Origin of the sequence: Kitasatospora sp. NPDC086801 (assembly GCF_044745805.1) — a bacterium.
GTDB lineage: Bacteria > Actinomycetota > Actinomycetes > Streptomycetales > Streptomycetaceae > Kitasatospora.
In genome coordinates, this window is the sequence record NZ_JBIVAX010000009.1 from 154,578 (window position 1) to 172,842 (window position 18,265).

Below are 18,265 nucleotides of genomic sequence, written 5' to 3' on the forward strand. Positions count from 1 at the left end.
TCAGGCCTGGTCGAGCGCGGCGGCCGGGTCGTGCCCGGGGATGTGCTGGACGCCGATGCGCTTGCGGAACACCCAGTACGTCCAGCCCTGGTAGAGCAGCACGAGCGGGGTGAACACGGCGGCCACGATGGTCATCAGCTTCAGCGTGTACGGCGAGGAGGCCGCGTTGGTCACCGTCAGGCTCCAGCCGTCGTTGAGGGTGGAGGGCATGACGTTCGGGAAGAGCGCCAGGAAGAGCATCGCGACGGCGGCCACGATGGTCGCCCCGGAGAGGATGAACGCCCAGCCCTCGCGGCCGAGCCGGTTGGCCACCAGCGCGCCGACCAGGGCCAGCACGGCGATGATCAGGGCGGCCAGGCTGCGGCCGTTGCCGTTGTCGGCCTGCGTCCAGAGCAGGAAGGCCAGCGCCAGCACCGCCGCCACCACGCCCACCCGCAGGGCGGTGGCCCGCGCCCGGTCACGGATCCCGCCGACCGTCTTGAGCGCCGCGAACACCGCGCCGTGGAAGGTGAACAGGCTGAGCGTCACCAGGCCGCCGAGGATCGCGTACGGGTTGAGCAGGTCCCAGAAGGTGCCGACGTAGTTCTTCTGCGCGTCGATGTCGACGCCGCGCACGATGTTGGCGAAGGCCACGCCCCACAGGAAGGCCGGGAGCAGCGAGGTCCAGAAGATGGCCTCCTCCCAGTTGCGCTGCCAGCGCGCGCCGTCGCGCTTGGCCCGGTACTCGAAGGCCACGCCGCGCACGATGAGGCAGACCAGGATGATCAGCAGCGGGATGTAGAAGCCGCTGAACAGGGTCGCGTACCAGTCCGGGAAGGCCGCGAAGGTGGCGCCGCCGGCGGTCAGCAGCCAGACCTCGTTGCCGTCCCAGACCGGGCCGATGGTGTTGATCAGGACCCGCCGCTCGGCGGTGTTGCGGGCGAGCGGCTTGGTGAGGATGCCGATCCCGAAGTCGAAGCCCTCCAGGAAGAAGTAGCCGATCCACAGGACCGCGATCAGTACGAACCAGACGTCGTGGAGTTGCATGTCAGATCCCCTGTGGTCCTCAGTAGGCGAAGGCGAGAGGCTTGTCGGCGTCGTCGTCCGAGGACGGTCCGCGCAGGGTCGGGTCCTTGGCGGGGGGTTGCTCGGTCACCACCGGGCCGGCCTTGGCGTACTTGACCAGCAGCCGGACCTCGACGACGGCGAGGATCGCGTACAGCAGGGTGAAGGTGGTGAGGGCGCCGATCTGGGTGCCGACGCCCACGTTGGGGGAGACCGCGCTCGCGGTGGTCATCAGGCCGAAGACGGCCCAGGGCTGGCGGCCCATCTCGGTGAAGATCCAGCCGAAGCTGTTGGCGATCAGCGGGAATCCCATGGTCAGGATGCCGATCCGCCAGCTCCACTTGGTGAGGAACGGACCCATCTCCCGCCCGGGGGTGAGCATCAGCCGGGGCACCTCGGTCTCGCCGGTGCGGAACTCGGGGCGCAGGAACCTCTTGCGCCGGGTGGTCCAGAGTCCGATCAGGCCGGCCACGAAGGAGGTCATCCCGAAACCGATCATGAGGCGGAAGCCCCAGTAGGTGACGAAGATGCTCGGGATGTAGTCCTTGGGGTCGCCGCCGTACTTGGCGGCCTCGGCGGCCGCGGTGTCGTTGATGCCGGGGACGGAGGAGTTGAAGTCGCTGTGGGCGAGGAAGGAGAGTATCCCCGGGATCTCCAGCTCGACCGAGTTGTGGCCCTTGCTGACGTCGCCGACCGCGAAGATCGAGAACGGCGCTGGCGACTGGGTGTCCCACAGGGCCTCGGCGGCGGCCATCTTCATCGGCTGCTGCTCGAACATGACCTTGGCGAGCGAGTCGCCGCTGAGCGCGGTGCCGGCGCCGAAGACCACGGCGAGGACCAGGCCGAGCCGCAGCGAGGTGCGCATCACGGCGGTCTTCTTGGGGTCGGCGCTCTCCGGGCGGCGCTTGGCCTTCCAGAGGTGGAAGGAGGCGATGCCGACCATGAAGGCCGCGCCGGTGAGGAAGGCGGCGGTCAGGGTGTGCGCCACCACGGTGAGGGTGGTGTTCTGGAACAGCACCTTGGCGATGTCGGTGAGCTGGGCCTTGCCGGTGGCCGGGTCGATCGAGTAGCCGACCGGGTGCTGCATCCAGGAGTTGGCCGCCAGGATGAAGTAGGCGGAGAGCACGGTGCCCAGGGCGACCATCCACATGCAGGCGCAGTGGATCTTCTTCGGCAGCTTGTCCCAGCCGAAGATCCACAGGCCGATGAAGGTGGACTCGAAGAAGAAGGCGATCAGCGCCTCCATCGCGAGCGGGGCGCCGAAGACGTCGCCGACGAAACGGGAGTAGTCGGACCAGTTCATGCCGAACTGGAATTCCTGGACGATGCCGGTGACCACGCCCATCGCGATGTTGATCAGGAAGAGCTTCCCCCAGAACTTGGTGGCGTGGAAGTACTTCTCCTTGTTCGTCCTCACCCAGGCGGTCTCCAGCCCGGCCACGATGGCGGCGAGGCTGATGGTGAGCGGGACGAAGAGGAAGTGGTAAACGGTGGTGATGCCGAATTGCCATCGCGCGATGGTCTCGTGAGCGATTGCCAGCTCCACGTCGCCCTCTCTCCAACCGACCGGCCCTGTTGAAGGGCATGTTTCGGACAAACTTCATCTATAGCTGTAGACCGCTGCCCAACCACGCAAGCTTGTCCGCTTGTGAACGTGAACACGTTCACAAGGAGCAGTATCCATCATCCTTACGAAGGAATCGCAGGCGGGGTGTGGTTGACACCTTCGGAACGGTGTGTAGCCGCACGTAGCGGGGCGTGGCCGTGGGTGGCCGTGCGGCGGCGGTGCAGTGGTGAACGCAGTGGCGGTGGGGACAGTCTGCGGAGCCGTCCACGGCCCTGACAACGAACGGCCGGGCAGCCGGCGGAGCGGTCTTGGCCGATCCGTCGCTTGACACGACAGCGCCCACGCCGTCGCGGACGGCGTGGGCACCTGACTGGGCCAGGGGGCCCTGGCCCTTTCCCTGTTCTTCCGCTTCCTTAGTTCTTCCGCTTCCTTAGTTCTTCCGCTTCCTTAGTTCTTCCGCTAAGCCCGGCCGAGGAGCTGAGTGCCCGGGGTGGAGTCGGCGCGGGCGGTGAAGAACTCGGTGAAGCCGTGCAGGAACTCCTCCACGGTGATCCGGCCGTCCCCGTCCACGTCCAACTGGCGGAACCCGTGCGAGAGTTCGGCCGGATGGACGCGCGGTCCACCGAACACCGCCCGGTACTCGTCCGCCTCCAGGAAGCCGCTGCCGTCGGTGTCGGCGGCGGTGAACACGGCCCGCAGCGCGGGCAGCAGCCCCTGCTCCAGATAGGCCGGATCCCGGTCGCAGCCCGCGACGGTGGCCGCCACGAACTCCTCCCGGCTCACCTTGCCGTCGCCGTTCGCGTCCATCGCCGCGCGCAGCTGCTCCCACCAGCCGTCGAAGGCCTGGTACACCCGCGCCTCGGCGGCCTCGTCCAACTCCAGCTGCCAGCACACGTTGTGCGCCATCGCCCGCAGGTCGTGGACGGTGAGGTAGCCGTCGCCGGTCTGGTCCAGCACCTCGCGGAAGAACCGGTCCACCCGGGAGCCGCGCGCGTCCCGGCGCGGCGGACGCCACCGGGACGGCGCACCGCCCTGCTCCGGGGAGCGGTAGCGCAGCCGGTCCGGCAGCCGCGGGACGACCGCGCCGGCGCCCCGGTGCAGCAGCCAGGACAGCAGCGCCGCCCGCCGCGTCCGCACCAGCCCGAACCGCTCCCGCACCGCCGGCGGCAGATCCGCCACCGTCAGCGCCGTGATCGCCCGCGCCACCACCACCCGCAGCACCCGCCACCCGGCGTCGCCGAGGAACCACAGCCGGCGCGGCCGCGGCGCCCCGCGCAGCATGTCCTCCAGCAGGTAGCGGGCCGCCTCGGTGCGCTCCAGCCGCTCGCGCGCCGCCCGGGCGAAGTACGCGGGCAACTCGGCCGCACTGGAGGGAAGTTCACTCTCGGGGAGCCCGAAGGCCGTCACCGATTCGGTGAACTCCTGGTACGCCGACTCCAGTTGACCGGCGTCGTACGGATCCCCGCCCAGCCGCCGCATGGTGACCACGCACTCGAACAGCGTCAGCAGCACCCACGCCCGGGTCGCCGCGTCCTCGGCGTCGTACGCCCGCCCGTCCGGCGCCGTCCCGCGGATCCGCTTGTGCGCCCGGTCCAGCCGCGCGACCTCCCGCCGCAGCGCCTCCCCGTCCTGGTAGAACAGCCGCCGCCCGCTCCCCAGCGTGTGCTCCACCCGCCGCCACGGATGCGCCTGGTACGTCGAGTGCTCCGCCATCCCGGCCCCCACCACCGGATCCGCCGCCTGCAGCACCAGCAGCCGCCACGCGACCAGCGCGATCCGCCACTCGGACAGGTCCCGCTTGAACGACACTCCGGGATCAACCACGGGATCAACCACAGGATCAGCCACGGCGCTCACCGGTGATCTCCGGCCCGATCACGAACCCCTTGGCGGGGCCCTCGGGGATCACGGCCTCCTCGCCGTACGGGATCCGGGTCGAGGAGGCGTACGCACGGCGTTCGGAGTCAGGGCGGGAAAGGACAGTCACGGTACCGCCGTGGTCGTAGTCATCAATGATCACGTACACCGGAATGCCTGCCGACGCGTAGGCACGCGGCTTGAGCTCCTGGTCACGACGGTCGTGGCAGTCGGGCCACACGACCTCGGCGACAAGGGGGACCCCGGACGCCAACAGCCCCACGCCCTCCGGGTGTTCGATCGCCTTGGTGTCGTCCGGCGCCACGGCGAGGTCAGGTTTCATCGCCTTCAAACCGGCGACCACATACCGGCCTTGCGTCGGCTCGTACCCCGTCCCGCACAGGTGCTTCGTCAGTGCCTTCCCGAGGCCGCCTCCCACCGCTGCATGACGGAGGTCACCGATGACCGAAATGGCGATGCTGTCTTCGTCGATCTCTGCGCGTGCGTGCTTCGGGAGGGCCATGCTCTTCCAGGCCTTCCATAACCTCTGATCAGAGTCCACAGCGATCTCCCGGTGCGTGAGTGAGCACCTGGACCATCGCACAGGACCGGGGGGCCGGTCGGGTGAACGGCGGGGGTTCACCCGATCGGGGCGTTTCGGGCCCGGAAACGCGAACCCGCAGGGCGGGCCGGGAGGGGGCCTGCCCTGCGGTTCGGGGTGCTGTGGGGTTCGCGCCCTCCTCCCGAGCGGGCGCGAACCGGGTGGATCAGGAGGAGGAGCGGGCCGGCTTGCGGCGGGAGACGTAGAGCGCGGCGGCACCCAGGCTGAGGGCCAGGCCGGAACCCAGCGCCAGGTACGGGGTGGCCGGGGTGGAACCGGTCTCGGCGAGCTCGGTGGTCGAACCGGTGGTCGCCTTGGCCGGGGCGGCGGTCGTCGACTTGGCCTGGCTGCTCGCGGTGGTCGCCTTGGTGCCGGTGCCGGTGCCGGTGCCGGTGCCGGTGCCGGTGCCGGTGCCGTTGTTGGCGGTGGTCGCGGTGGTGTCCGAGACCGGGGTGACGGCGGCGGGCTGCTGGGCCGGCTGCTCCGCCGGGGCCGGGGCGGGCTGCTCGACCGGCTTCTCGCTCGGCTTGTCGGCGGGCTTGTCGGCCGGCTTCTCGGCGGCGGCCTTGGCGTCGGCGAGGGCCTTGTCCGCGGTGGCCTTGGCGGCGGCCGCGGTCTTGGTGGCCTCCTGCAGCCCGTTGAGCTTGCGCAGCGCCGCGACCTTGGCGTCGTCCAGCGCCGTACCGGCGGCGGTCACGGCGGCCTTGGCCTTGGTGTCCGCGTCGGTGGCGGCGTTGGCGGCGTCGAACGCCGCCAACATCCGCACCCTGGCCGCTTCCAGCTCCTCCGGCTTCGCGGAGCGGTACGCGGCCGAGGCCTCCACTGCTTCGTTGTAGGTCTTCTCGTGGGCCGCGGCGGCCGTCTTGGCGGCGGCCTGGGCCTCCTGGAGCTTGCCGAGGTAGGGCTGCGGGTTGTTCATGAAGGCCGTGGTCTCGGCCTGCCCGGCGGCCTCGGCGGCGACGGCGGCCTGGTGGGCCTTGGCCGCGGTGGCGGCGGCCTTCTCCAGCTCCGCGATCGAGCCGGTGTCGCTCCGGGTCTGCGCCGTCGAAGCCGACTCCGCGAAGGCGGGTGCCGCGGAGAGCATGGCTGCGGGCGAGATCACGGCAGCGACGAGGGCGGCCGAGACCAGCGTACGGCGGAGTTTCACAATGACCCCTTTCGGGTCGGAAAGAAAGCAAAAGCCGTTCGCCGGGCCGTACTTGACGGCCCGACGGCGTTGATCATAGGCACACGGATTCTTTACGCTCCATGCCGAATCCCGGCAGCGAAAACGGCCCGTCATTGCCTGGTCAGCAGGAGAATTGACGTGTCGACAATGCCGTCAGGACGTCCGGTCACCGTTGGTGGGCAATTCGACCCGGAACGTGGCGCCGGCGCCGGGGGCGGTGTCCAGGGTGAGGGTGCCGCCGTGCGCGTGGGTGAGCGCGGTGGCGATGGCGAGGCCGAGTCCGGCGCCGCCGCCGCCGTGCCGGCTGCGGGAGGCGTCGACCCGGTAGAAGCGGTCGAAGACCCGCTGGGCCTGGCCGTCGGTGAGCCCCGGCCCGGCGTCGGCGACCTCCAGCAGGCAGACGCCGCCCGCGCCGCCGACCCCGATCCGCACCGGGGTGCCGGGCGGGGTGTGCTTGACCGCGTTGCCGACCAGGTTGGTGACCACCTGGCGGAGCCGGGCCTCATCGCCGAGGACGGGGGCCGCGCCGGGGGCGCCGGTGCCGGACGGGCCGGTGAGGGAGACCGGCCGGGTCGGGTCGAGGGCGGTGAGGTCGTGCAGCGCGTCCGCGGCGAGGGTGCGCAGGTCCATCGGGGCGAGGTCGAGCGGGCGTTCCTCGTCGAGCCGGGCCAGCACCAGCAGGTCCTCGACCAGGGCGCCCATCCGGACGGCCTCGCTCTCGATCCGGGTCATGGTCCGCTTGACGTCCCCGTCGGTGGGCAGCGCGCCCATCCGGTAGAGCTCGGTGAAGCCGCGGATCCCGGCGAGCGGGGTGCGCAGTTCGTGCGAGGCGTCGGCGACGAACCGCCGCATCCGGGCCTCGGATTCGGCGCGGGCGGCGAAGGCGGCCTCGATCTGGGTGAGCATGCCGTTGAGCGCGATGGAGAGCCGCCCGACCTCGCTGCCGGGGGAGAGTTCCGGCATCCGGTGGGAGAGTTCGCCTGCGGCGATCCGCGCGGCACCCGCCTCGATCCGGCGCAGCGGCCGCAGTCCGGCCCGGACGGCGAAGAAGCCGAGCGCGGCGATCAGCACCAGGACGGCACCGCCGATCGCGAAGAAGGAGCTGCGCAGCTTGCCGACGGTGGCGTCGATGTCCGCGCGGGAGACGGCCACCATGACGTAGGTCGCGGTGACGGCGGGCGAGGCGTAGTCGCTGGGGCCGGCGGCGGCCGGGGCCCGGGGGGTCTGGATCGGCAGCACGAGCACCCGCCAGTTGTAGTGGCCGCGCTGGTCGGGCAGGTCGAAGGGGACGTCGGGCTCGGTGCGGGTCGGGTCGAGGCCGGCCAGCTGGGGCGCCGGGTCGCTGTCGGAGACGGGCTGGCGCATGACGGCCTGCACCTTGCCGTCCGAGGAGAGGTACTGGACCAGGTACTGGCTGGGCAGGGTGCTGCGCTTGCCGGTGACGGCGGGGCGCCCGGCCTCCGGGGTGCCGACCCGTACCGGGCCCTTGTGGGACAGCGGCAGCCCGTACCGCTGGAGCTGCTCGTCGAGTTGATCGACCAGCTGTACCCGGACGGTGCCGAGGACGACGGTGTCGCTGACCGCCAGCCCGGTGGTGACCAGCACCAGCGCGAGCACCAGCAGCCGGGCGCGCAGGGACAGCCGGGACAGCCCGGACATCGGCAGCCGGAACAGGGGCAGCCGGGAGAGCGACCGCCGGAGCACCGACAGCCGGGAGGAGAGCCGAGCGAACACGGAACGGACCGGTCAGCCCTGCGGGGGGCGGCGCAGCGCGTAGCCGATGCCGCGCACGGTGTGGATCAGCTTGGGGCCGTGGGCCGGGCCGGAGTCGAGCTTGCGGCGCAGGTAGGAGATGTACGACTCGACGATGGAGAGGTCGCCGCCGAAGTCGTAGGCCCAGACGTGGTCGAGGATCTGTGCCTTGGAGACCACCCGGCCGACGTTGGCCATCAGGTAGTGCAGCAGCTTGAACTCGGTCGGGGAGAGCGCGACGGGGGTGCCGGCCCGGGTGACCTCGTGGGCGATCGGGTCGAGGCTGAGGTCGGCGACGATGAGCCGGCCGTCCTCGGCGGGCCCGCCGGAGCGGCGCAGGATGGCGCGGATCCGGGCGATCAGCTCCTCCAGGCTGAACGGCTTGGTGACGTAGTCGTCGGCGCCTGCGGCGAGGCCCTGGACCTTGTCGCCGACGCCGTCCTTGGCGGTGAGGAAGAGCACCGGGAGGTGGTCGCCGGGGTGGCCGTGCGCGGGCCCGGCGATCTGGCCGCGGTTGGTCCGCTCGCGCAGCTTCTCGACGACGGTGAAGCCGTCGAGGTCCGGGAGCATCACGTCGAGGACGACGAGGTCGGGGCGTTCGACGGCTATCAGGTCGAGGGCCTCGGTGCCGCTGGCGGCGGAGGCGACCCGGAAACCGGAGAAGCGCAGCGAGGCGGCGAGCAGCTCGCGGATGTTGGGTTCGTCGTCGACGACGAGGAGGAAGGCCTCGCCAGGGCCGCCGGCCACCGCGGACCCGCCTGGTGTGGTGACTGTGCCTTGCACGGGGCTTTCGCCTCCTGGTCGGACGATGGCATTCGGCATGAGGCTAGCCCCCGGAGGCTATGCGGCATCAATGAATGTTGGATTAACACCTTATCGGTCGGTTTTTTGAGCACAAGGCTCCCAGCGCAGGCTGGGTGGTATGCGCACGGACGGTGACGCCCCGGAAGCGCCGACGGCCGAGCAGCCGACGCCTGCGGCCGAGGAGACCGCTCCCCGGCCGCGGAAGGGGCTCCGGTCAGGCGTGCTGGCCCGGCTGGTAGCCGCCGGCGGGCATCCGCGCGATGACGTTGCCGCGGTTGAAGGCGTTGATGACCGCGATGAGCGACACCAGGGCCGCGAGCTGCTCCTCGTCGTAGTACTTGGCGGCGTTCGCCCAGGCCTCGTCCGTGACCCCGCCGACCGCGTCCGCGAGGCGGGTGCCCTGCTCCGCCAGCTCCAGGGCGGCGCGCTCGGCGTCGGTGAACACCGTCGCCTCCCGCCAGGCCGCGACCAGGTTGAGGCGGGTCGCCTCCTCCCCGGCGTGCACGGCGTCCTTGAAGTGCATGTCGACGCAGAAGCCGCAGCCGTTGATCTGGCTGGCGCGCAGCTTCACCAGCTCCTGCGTCGCGAACGGCAGAGTCGAGTCCACGATCACCTTGTTGGCCGCGATGAGGTGCTTGAGGAACTTGGACATGGTCTGGCTGGCGAAGGGGTTCAGGCGGGCTTCCATCGTGCGCTCCCTTGGTCGTCGTCCGCTGGTGCCCTCTGAGACAGGGCACCCCCACGGGCTGTGACAGGTGCGGATGTGACCTGCACCACTGCCATCGGGGCGCCGTTGGATACCCTGCTCGGCGAACTGAGGGAGGGGTTCCAGTGCCGGAATCAGCCATCGCCACGGACGCGACCGGATACCGGCCGCTGCTGTTCTCCATCGCCTACGGGATGACGGGCTCCGTGGGCGACGCCGAGGACATCGTCCAGGACGCCCTCCTCGGCCTGACCCGGGCCGACCAGTCCGGGACCACGATCACCAACCTCAAGGCGTACCTGACCACCTCGGTGACCAGGCTGGGTATCAACCACCTGACGTCGGCCCGGGTCCGCCGGGAGACGTACGTCGGCGAGTGGCTGCCCGAACCCGTCGTGGTGACCGCCGACCGCCCGGGGCCGGCCGAACACGCCGAACTGGCCGACGAGTTGTCCATGGCGTTCCTCGTCCTGCTGGAGGCCCTCTCCCCGACCGAGCGGGCGGTGTTCATGCTCCGCGAGGCCTTCGGCTTCGGCTACCCGGAGATCGCCGACGCCGTCGGCAAGTCCGAGGCCAACTGCCGCCAGATCCTCACCCGCGCCCGCAAGCACCTCGCCCCCTCCGCCCAGGCCGTCGACACCCGGGCGCGCAAGGCGGAGGCCGACGAACTCGCCCGCAGGTTCTTCGAAGCCACCGAAGGCGGCGACCTGGACGCCCTGCTCCAGCTCCTCGCCCCCGACGTCGTCTTCCACGGCGACGGCGGCGGCAAGGCCCGCGCCCTCGGCAAGGCCCTCACCGGCCTGCGCCGCGTCGCCCAGCTCCTCATCGGCGGCCTCCACCGCAACCGCAAACTCGGCATCACGCTGACGCCCGCCACCGTCAACGGCCGCCCGGGCGCCGTCCTCCACGACGCCGCCGGCCGCGTCGCCAGCGTGCTGGAGCTCCACATCGCCGACGGCGCGATCCAGGCCGTCCACGCCGTCTCCAACCCCGACAAGCTCACCCACCTCGGCCCGGTCTCCGACATCGGCCTGGTGAAGCCGAGCTGACCTACCGCCACCTCAAGAAGTCCGGTTGTTTCGGATCAAGCGCCCATGCCCTTCAGGTACTCCTCGAAAGGCACCGATTCAGCAATGGCGATTCGCTGGTACTCGACGAACGGGCTGTTGTCGCCCTCGAACACGGTGCGGTCGATCTGCGTTCCGTCGGGGAGGTAGTTCATGAGTACGACCTCCTTCCGGTCGAACATCCAGTAGTCGGTGACACCGGCCAGGGGGTTCGGGCGATCCGTGACGTCCATGATGCGCACGTCCTCACCAGCCCGCACGTGCGGCAGGTAGTACATGAACTCGTAGCGGAGATAGTCCGATAGCGGCCGCGTGACGATGTGAACCCGCCCCTTGGCCTTCCTCTCTCGCCGCACGCGCTTGAGGTCGTCCGTGTATGCGCGACTATGAGCTCGTGCAACGCGCCAGCGCCGACCCCGCCCATCTCGGCCAGGAAGCGCTGATAGCGCGCGCCGACGCCACGCTCGTATCCGGCCATGGCCAGGTGGAAGCGCGCGGCTGCACCAGGCTCGGTGTGGTCGAAGTCGGTCGGCTTCAACCGTCCTGTGGTGTCGCGGAACGCCAGATGGTCCAGCGGTGCGATGCGCTCGGCCAGGCCGAGTCGGTCGGCCACCGTCGCGGCGATCACCCGGGCTTCGCGGTCGGTGGCCCCCTCCATGATGACGCCGAGATTCCGCGTCGAGACGGCGCTGCCCTTGTCCACCCCCGAGTACGCCTGGCCTTGCGTGTCACGCCGGTTGATCCCGTACCGACTGCGAACCACCTGCCCCGCCTTAAGCCGGTACTCCCGGAACGAGCCGAAGTGCAGGCAGTCATGGGCATAGGACCGCAGCAGGTCGAGCGCAACCAGTTCGGGCAACGCCACCCGGAGATCACTCAGCCGCCCGTAGCGTGTGATCACCGACGCGAGCTGGACATGTCGGTAGCCCTGGTTCGGGTGGTGGAATCCGCCGAAGGCCGCAGGCCGGGTCGAACGCACCCCGACCCACACGCGGTCGACCGGCAGCAGCCGGCTCAGACCCAACTCCCAGTACCGGTCCGCCAGAAGCGCGGCCCCCTGCCGGAAGACCTCACGAGCCGCCTCGTCGGCCCAAGTGTCCAGCACCCAGTGCAGCAGCGAGAACGTCATGTGCGGATGCGCCTGGTCCAGCGCCGCCGTCGACCGCCGTGCGGCCAATAGGTGCGCCAGTTCGGCGCGATCGGCCGCCCCGCCGGCCAGATGCTCGTTCGGGCCCAGGCACGAGGGCGTGAGCGAGCGGCCGAGCGTCAGAAGCGCTGACGGCCGATCAGTTGCCGGTGCGAATCCTGCAGTCCCTCGGGAAGGTCGTCCGGTGAGAACCATCGAGCCTCCAGAATCTCGAACGAGGCCACCTCGATCCGGCCGCTGACGTACAGGGCCTCGTAGGCGACTTCGACACGCAGCTTGTATCCGCTCTTCAGGTGCGCCAGCTCGCCCACCTTCACCGTCAGCCCGGTCTCCTCCCGGACCTCGCGCACGACGGTGTCCTCGAAGGTCTCCTTCGCGTTCGCGTAGCCGGTCGGCAGACCCCACTGCCGGCCCTCCGACCACATGCGGTGCTTCAGCAGCAACACCCGACCGTCCTGGTCACGGACGATGCCCGTCACTCCGACCATGAACTTCGAGTGCCACAGCCACAACACCCGCCACTGCATCGGCCCCCGAATGATCCGCCAGAGCCTCGCAGCGATCTTCTTCATGGGTTCGCCCCTTCATCGGTCGGGCCACTCCCGCGCCGCTCGCACGGTCGGCCCAAGGTCCCGCACAGCACGGCACCGACGCCAACTCCGTGATTTGTCAGATAAATCCGGGGCGCACATCCATCTGCCGGCTGTAGTCCCCAGCCAGGTAGGCCGCCCACTCCTACTCCCTCAACCACACGAATTCCACACACGGCGCGTTCGTCGTCATGCTGCTCTCCCCAGGGATTTCATCGGCGGGCGAGCGCCAATGTATAGGCTGGAGAGGAGCTTTAGGAGACGGTTTCCTGTTCCGTCAAAAACTCGTCGCGGATTTCTTCGACCATACGACGCATCTCGTTCCCCACTACAGCCACCTGTTCGAATGCCTGGAACTTGGATGCATACTGCTCGACATCCCTTGGCTCACTCGTAGTGATTTCCGCGTGCGGAATTTCCACGATGACCAAGCGCGCATCAAACATGACGAACGAGCATGTCGGAAGCTGAGGCTTCGGAGCCGACTGGGGTACCACGCCAACGGCGATGTTGGGCAGGCGCGACATGGCCACGAGCTTGTCCAGCTGCGCAGCCATCATAGGGAGTGAAATGATCTCCCACCGCAGGACGGGCTCGGTGATCAAAAAGTGGAACTTCCGAGCCGGGTCGAAGAGGATCTCCTGACGGCGCAATCGGGCGCCGATCATCTTCTCCAGCGCATCATCGGTGAGCTCAGAATGCTGTTGAACCGCCCGAACATACTCCGGTGATTGCAGCAGCCCAGGGATGCAGGAGTGCTGAAAGACGCGAAGCACCTGCGTTCTCGCCTCTATCGCCCGGATCTCCTCCTGGTGCTTGTGCAGGCCGGCCCGACGGTAGATCCGCCAAGCCGTGGCCTCTGTGGCAACCGCGCGCGCAGCCTCGGCCAGGCGGACCTTGGCCTCGTCCGGAACCTCCAAGACTGTGAGGATGCGTTCCACATCAATGACGCTGGGTGCGAGACGCCCGTTCTCGATCTTGCTCAGCTTGCTCGGAGACATGGCAGCGCCGCGGGCAACCGCCTTGGCCTCCTTTCCGCTGGCCAGTCGCAGTTCCCGCAGCGCTTTACCAAGATCTGTGCCTCTCACTCGCTCCCGTACCGCTCCCACCACTCAGCGAACGGCACGGCGTGGCTCAGGGCGATGTCGCGGTACTCCAGCCATTTCCCGGCGGTCGACTCCTTGTCCGCACCGAGGAAGGCTCCGCCATCGCCATAGCGCATGGTGACGACCGTCGACTCGTCGAAAGCCCAGAAATCAGGAACGCCGTCGAGCGGGTTGGACTGCTCGGTGGTGTCGAGGATGAAGAATTCCTCACCGACGGTCGCGTTCTTGGCGTAACCCCAGCCGAGTTCGAACCGAAGGTAAGGGGTCAACGGACGCGAAAGGATGTGAACCCGATACATCCGCTTGCCGCTGCTGATGTTTTCCCGAACCTCGTCCACCCAGTCCTGGTTGTAGTCGGCCGGCTGCGGTTCGCCGTCAAGGAATGACCGAATATTCTCTACGTCCGATGATCCGCTGTAGTCGTTCAGCGTTTCGAGCCGGAACGCCTCTCGCCGGAAATTCGAGAACAGGTTCTCGAAGTCTTCACCCGAGATACTCACTGGAAATCCTCCGAATCAACGAAGCCGGAATGCGAACTGCGGTCTCTCCGGCGGGGAGCCGGATCGTCGTCAGCGCCTCCGCATCGTCCACCACGTACCCCTGAACGATGAGGTCTCCGGTGCCGTCCACGGCGTACACCGTTGGGCAGGTGCCCCTCTCGCACTCTCCAGCAAGGCGTGTCAGCTTCATGATTGCGCTTCCTTCCCCGACGGCCAGCGTCCCGTTCGATGCTCCCGAAGCCGTGACCACCGGGTCAAGGCTTGGCAGTTGAGAGAACAGGAAACCGTCCCGAGGTCACTGGATCGGGTGACCAGAGCAACTGTGCAACCGCCAGCGCCACCCCAGCGAGCATCAGAGACCGCGACGGAGGAGTTGCTGGAGCAGTACCGGCAGCTACTGCGGGCGAGCCGCAGGCCTCAACTCGCCTGAAGCGCCTTGAGGAGTTGCACGGCCTCGCGCCGTGCAGCTTCGGCCCTGGGGTCGTTCGGGTGAGCGTCGGGGCCGGCGAACCTCGCGAAGACGAACAGCGTCATCACCTTTCCGTCCCGGCTCTCCAGGTCGCGGCTCCTCCGCCCGTGCAGCAGCCATGTACTCGGTCTTGACTTCATCGGACACGCCTATAGCCGTGAGGATGCGGTCCACGTCGACGACGGTGGGTGACACCTTGCCGGTCTCGATCTTGCTCAACTTGCTCGCAGACATGACAGCGCTGCGGGCCACGGCCTTGGCTTCTTTGCCTGAAGCCTGCCGAAGTTCCCGCAGCGCCGACCCGAGCCGTGTTCTGTTCACTCGCCGTACTGGTCCCACCATTCCGCGAACGGCACGGACCGCGCCATCACCGTGTCACGGTACGCCCTGAACTCATCGATCCGACCGCCGTCGAGGAATTCACTTCCGAGATACTTGCCGTTCCCGTCATAGCTCATCGCAGCCACGGTCTCGTCATCGAACAGCCAGAAGTCCGGAGCCTCCGGGACCGGGTTCTCCTGGCTGGTGGTATCGAGAATGAAGAACTCCTCACCAGCCGCCATGTTCCGCTGGTATCCCCATCCGAGCTCGAACCGAAGGTAGTCGGTGAGCGGACGCGCGAGGATGTGAACCCGATACATGCGCTTACCGGCACACGTGGCGTCGGCCACTGTCCTGACCCAGTCGGCGGTCTTGAAGTCCTCCGGCTGGTCCTCGCCGGCGAGGAATGCACGGTAGGCATCCACTCCGCCCGACTGGCTGTAGTCGTCCAACGTCTCCAACCGGAAAGCATCCCGGTTGAACACCGAGAACCAGTCTCCGAGGGTCCTAGATGAGGTTGTCACGAACGGCCTTTCGAATGAGTTCGACGGGAATTTCGACCAGGATCTCGTGAGCCGGGATTCGGAGGTCGTGTTCGGTCACCTGCACGCCCTGGACGGCAAGCGTGCCCCGATCAGTCAGGTACAGAGTTGGACAATCACCCTCGTCACAGGAACCCACAAGCCTTGTCAGCTCCACCATTGCCCCCTCGATCGCTCGCCACCCCCACGATGTTCCCGAGGCAACCACGACACGGCAAGAGGTTCGCGTTTCCGATACTGGAAACCGCCCAACTTCGAACAGGTGATCAGAAGTTCATCGACCGCACGCCTGTCCGGCGGCAGCCCCTCGCGCGGGTGGGCGCGAGGGGGAGGCGGCTTCGGCGCAGGAAGTCGGTTTGGCCGACTTCCTGCGCCGGGGCGCGGGCAGCGCCGTGACGTGCCGCCGGCGACTGGGTGCGGGGCGCGTAGGGGTGCCGTCGGTGGGGCTGGGTGGCGGCGGATCGCACGAGTCGGCGTCGGGGCTCACCGGGCGCAGGCAACCTTTCGGCCCGTTCGCGGCATCTAAGTGGTGTCAGGGCCGCGAGAGGGGGAGGACGCGGTAGGCGGGAGCCACGGGTGCCGCAGGCATGGTCCGTGGTGTGTCACGGGGGGGGGATGGATTAGTTAAAGGCGGCCTGTATTTCTATTGCGCCAATTTGGTGCGTATGCGATTTGACGTGCCGTGGTCGACTTCCGCCATCTGTTGCACAGCCGTGACAGCCTTGCGCGAAAAAACGTTCGATCCGCAGAGTGTGTGAGGACTAGCATTCCGGGATGGAATCGAATCCCCCTTCGATATGGAATTCCTCCGACAGCGCGGCTCTCCCCCCGCCCCGCAGGACGCCGCTTCGGCTGGCCCGCTTCGGTGCGATCTTCCTGGCGGCGAGCGTGGTGTCCGGTGTGCTGCTGGCTGGCCTCGCCCTGCCCGCCGCCGGCGGTTTCGGGCTGACCGCCAAGGGCACGGCGGAGGGCTTCGAGGACATCCCCAGTGACTTCAAGACTCCGCCGCTCACCCAGGCGACGCAGATCTTCGACGCCAAGGGCGGCCTGATCGCCAAGGTGTACGAGCGCGACCGCACGGTCATCACCCCTGAGCAGATGTCGCCGTTCATGCGACAGGCTCAAGTCGACATCGAGGACGCCCGGTTCTACGAGCACGGCGCCGTCGACCTCAAGGGCGTGCTCCGCGCGATCAGCAAGAACGCCGAGAGCGGCACCGCCTCGCAGGGTGCCTCGACGCTGACCCAGCAGTACGTGAAGAACGTCAACGTCGAGAAGGCGGGCGAGGACCAGGCCGCGGTACAGGAAGCGCAGCGCAAGACCCTGGGTCGCAAGATCCAGGAGCTCAAGGTCGCGATCAAGCTGGAGGAGGACCTGTCGAAGGACCAGATCCTCACCAACTACCTCAACATCACGTACTACGGGAACGGCGCCTACGGCGTGGAGGCCGCCTCCCAGCGCTACTTCAGCAAGAGCAACAAGGACCTGACCATCGCCGAGGCCGCCATGCTGGCCGGGCTGGTGCAGAACCCCTCCCAGTACGACCCGAAGCTGCACCCGGTGGCCGCGCAGAAACGGCGGGACACGGTCATCGACAAGATGCTGGAGAACAAGCACATCACCGCGGACCAGGCCAAGGAGGCCAAGGCCACCCCGCTGGGTCTCAACTTCAAGGACCCGCAGAACGGTTGCATCACCGCCACCGCCCAGGGCGGCATGGGCTTCTTCTGCGACTACGTGCGCCACGTGGTCAAGCAGGACCCGGCGTTCGGCCAGAGCGCCGCCGACCGCAAGAAGTTCTGGGACACCGGCGGCCTCAACATCTACACCACGCTGGACCCGGACAAGCAGGCCGCCGCCCAGAACGCCGTGACCTCCAACGTGAAGATCACCGACAGCGTCTCGGCCGCCGCCACCATGGTCGAGCCGGGCACCGGCAAGATCCTCGCCATGGCCCAGACCCGCCCGTACGGCCTGGACGCCAACAAGAACCAGACCGTCGTCAACCTCAACGTCGACGCGGCGATGGGCGGCGGCAACGGCTTCCAGCCCGGCTCCACGTTCAAGCCGGTCGTCGCGGCCGCGGCCCTGGAGGCGGGCCTGCCGGCGACCCAGGAGTACTCGGCCCCGAACAAGCTCGAATACCCGACGATGAAGACCTGCGAGGGCACCTGGAAGAACCAGGGCCGGCCCAAGACGGTGGTGCCCAACGAAAGCGAGAACGAGAAGGGCCCCTACCAGCTGAAGCAGGCGATGGCGCTCTCGGTCAACACCTACTTCGTGCAGATGGAGCAGGAGATCGGCCTCTGCGCGGTCAAGCAGATGGCCGACAAGCTGGGCGTCACCGGCAAGGCCAGCGGCAAGCCGCTGGAGGAGGTCCCCGCGATGGCCCTGGGAGTGGAGGAGATGAGCCCGCTGACCATGGCCAACGTCTACGCGACCTTCGCCGCCCAGGGCACGCACTGCGCCCCGATCGCCATCAACAAGATCACCACCGTGGACGGCAAGGACGTCCCCGTCCCGGCCGGCCAGTGCGAGAAGGCGTTCTCCGACGACACGGCGCGGGCGATGAACACCGTCCTGAACGGCGTGACCGAGAACAAGGGCACCGGCGCGGCGCTCAACCTGGACGACAACCGGCAGATCGCCGGCAAGACCGGCACCTCGGACCGCAAGCGGGCCGCCTGGTTCAACGGCTACACCCCGCAGCTCGCCACCGCCGTCTGGCTCGGCGGCCCCAACGGCGGCGTCGAGATGCGCAACATCACCATCAACGGGAAGTACCACAGCGAGGTGTTCGGCGCCGACGGCCCCGGCCCGATCTGGCAGGACGCCATGAACCAGGCCCTGCGCGGCACGCCCAAGAAGTCCCTGCCGATGGCCGACATCCCCGACCCGGCACCCAAGTCCGACCCGAACAACACCGGCACCGGCACGGGCGCCCCCGCCACCACCCCGCCCGGCCCGCAGCACTGACAGCAGTCACACCGGCGGCCCCTTGCGAGCAGCAAGGGGCCGCCGGAT

17 protein-coding genes and 1 pseudogene are annotated in these 18,265 nt (G+C 68.5%); 2 read left to right on the forward strand and 16 right to left on the reverse strand.

Annotated features, from left to right (window positions below; all coding sequences use genetic code 11):
* From cydB to ACIPLC_RS13865, 8 genes are all read right to left on the reverse strand, one after another.
* Positions 1 to 1,026 carry a cytochrome d ubiquinol oxidase subunit II gene (cydB, locus tag ACIPLC_RS13830; RefSeq protein WP_400473170.1) on the reverse strand — a complete coding sequence of 342 codons (1,026 nt, stop codon included), beginning with the start codon at positions 1,024 to 1,026 and terminating at the stop codon, positions 1 to 3.
* A gap of 19 nt (positions 1,027 to 1,045) precedes the next feature.
* Positions 1,046 to 2,590, reverse strand: a complete 1,545-nt coding sequence (locus ACIPLC_RS13835; protein ID WP_400473171.1) for a cytochrome ubiquinol oxidase subunit I — start codon at positions 2,588 to 2,590, stop codon at positions 1,046 to 1,048.
* Positions 2,591 to 3,070: 480 nt separating this feature from the next.
* Positions 3,071 to 4,435: an oxygenase MpaB family protein gene (locus ACIPLC_RS13840; protein WP_400473172.1), complete on the reverse strand. Its 1,365-nt coding sequence runs from the start codon at positions 4,433 to 4,435 to the stop codon at positions 3,071 to 3,073.
* A 16-nt stretch (positions 4,436 to 4,451) separates the two neighbouring features.
* Positions 4,452 to 5,030, reverse strand: coding sequence for a Uma2 family endonuclease (locus ACIPLC_RS13845; RefSeq protein WP_400473173.1), 579 nt, complete (start codon positions 5,028 to 5,030; stop codon positions 4,452 to 4,454).
* A 205-nt stretch (positions 5,031 to 5,235) separates the two neighbouring features.
* Positions 5,236 to 6,216 carry an LAETG motif-containing sortase-dependent surface protein gene (locus ACIPLC_RS13850; RefSeq protein WP_400473174.1) on the reverse strand — a complete coding sequence of 327 codons (981 nt, stop codon included), beginning with the start codon at positions 6,214 to 6,216 and terminating at the stop codon, positions 5,236 to 5,238.
* Between the two features lie 174 nt (positions 6,217 to 6,390).
* A complete protein-coding gene (locus ACIPLC_RS13855; protein WP_400473175.1) occupies positions 6,391 to 7,971 on the reverse strand; it encodes a sensor histidine kinase in 1,581 nt (526 codons plus the stop codon).
* A gap of 12 nt (positions 7,972 to 7,983) precedes the next feature.
* Positions 7,984 to 8,772 carry a response regulator transcription factor gene (locus ACIPLC_RS13860; RefSeq protein ID WP_400473176.1) on the reverse strand — a complete coding sequence of 263 codons (789 nt, stop codon included), beginning with the start codon at positions 8,770 to 8,772 and terminating at the stop codon, positions 7,984 to 7,986.
* 235 nt (positions 8,773 to 9,007) lie between these two features.
* Complete coding sequence (locus ACIPLC_RS13865; RefSeq protein WP_400473177.1) at positions 9,008 to 9,481, reverse strand: carboxymuconolactone decarboxylase family protein; 474 nt, start codon at positions 9,479 to 9,481, stop codon at positions 9,008 to 9,010.
* 143 nt (positions 9,482 to 9,624) lie between these two features.
* Here ACIPLC_RS13865 and ACIPLC_RS13870 point away from each other — a divergent pair, with 143 nt between their 5' ends.
* On the forward strand, positions 9,625 to 10,548 hold the full coding sequence (locus tag ACIPLC_RS13870) for an RNA polymerase sigma-70 factor (protein ID WP_400473178.1): 924 nt from the start codon (positions 9,625 to 9,627) through the stop codon (positions 10,546 to 10,548).
* A 35-nt stretch (positions 10,549 to 10,583) separates the two neighbouring features.
* On the opposite strand, the gene ACIPLC_RS13875 is transcribed toward ACIPLC_RS13870, so the two are convergent.
* From ACIPLC_RS13875 to ACIPLC_RS13910, 8 genes and pseudogenes are all read right to left on the reverse strand, one after another.
* On the reverse strand, positions 10,584 to 11,036 hold the full coding sequence (locus tag ACIPLC_RS13875; RefSeq protein ID WP_400473221.1) for a DUF6879 family protein: 453 nt from the start codon (positions 11,034 to 11,036) through the stop codon (positions 10,584 to 10,586).
* A gap of 796 nt (positions 11,037 to 11,832) precedes the next feature.
* Positions 11,833 to 12,285 carry an NUDIX domain-containing protein gene (locus tag ACIPLC_RS13880; protein WP_400473179.1) on the reverse strand — a complete coding sequence of 151 codons (453 nt, stop codon included), beginning with the start codon at positions 12,283 to 12,285 and terminating at the stop codon, positions 11,833 to 11,835.
* A 272-nt stretch (positions 12,286 to 12,557) separates the two neighbouring features.
* Complete coding sequence (locus tag ACIPLC_RS13885; RefSeq protein ID WP_400473180.1) at positions 12,558 to 13,391, reverse strand: helix-turn-helix domain-containing protein; 834 nt, start codon at positions 13,389 to 13,391, stop codon at positions 12,558 to 12,560.
* Entirely contained in the window at positions 13,388 to 13,909 is a 522-nt protein-coding gene (locus tag ACIPLC_RS13890) for a DUF6879 family protein (protein ID WP_400473181.1), read from the reverse strand. Before ACIPLC_RS13890 ends, ACIPLC_RS13885 begins: the two co-directional genes overlap by 4 nt.
* Positions 13,893 to 14,099 (reverse strand): hypothetical protein, encoded by a 207-nt coding sequence (locus ACIPLC_RS13895; protein ID WP_400473182.1) that lies wholly within the window; start codon positions 14,097 to 14,099, stop codon positions 13,893 to 13,895. The genes ACIPLC_RS13890 and ACIPLC_RS13895 overlap by 17 nt, the downstream gene beginning before the upstream one ends.
* 381 nt (positions 14,100 to 14,480) lie before the next feature.
* Positions 14,481 to 14,699 (reverse strand): annotated as a pseudogene (locus ACIPLC_RS13900) (helix-turn-helix domain-containing protein); the annotation flags it as partial.
* A complete protein-coding gene (locus ACIPLC_RS13905) occupies positions 14,696 to 15,223 on the reverse strand; it encodes a DUF6879 family protein (protein ID WP_400327331.1) in 528 nt (175 codons plus the stop codon). The gene ACIPLC_RS13905 and the pseudogene ACIPLC_RS13900, both read right to left, overlap by 4 nt.
* Positions 15,207 to 15,398: a hypothetical protein gene (locus tag ACIPLC_RS13910; protein ID WP_400327511.1), complete on the reverse strand. Its 192-nt coding sequence runs from the start codon at positions 15,396 to 15,398 to the stop codon at positions 15,207 to 15,209. The genes ACIPLC_RS13905 and ACIPLC_RS13910 overlap by 17 nt, the downstream gene beginning before the upstream one ends.
* A gap of 617 nt (positions 15,399 to 16,015) precedes the next feature.
* Between ACIPLC_RS13910 and ACIPLC_RS13915 the strand changes: the two genes are divergently transcribed.
* Positions 16,016 to 18,217, forward strand: a complete 2,202-nt coding sequence (locus ACIPLC_RS13915) for a transglycosylase domain-containing protein (protein WP_400473183.1) — start codon at positions 16,016 to 16,018, stop codon at positions 18,215 to 18,217.
* Positions 18,218 to 18,265: the final 48 nt, after the last annotated feature.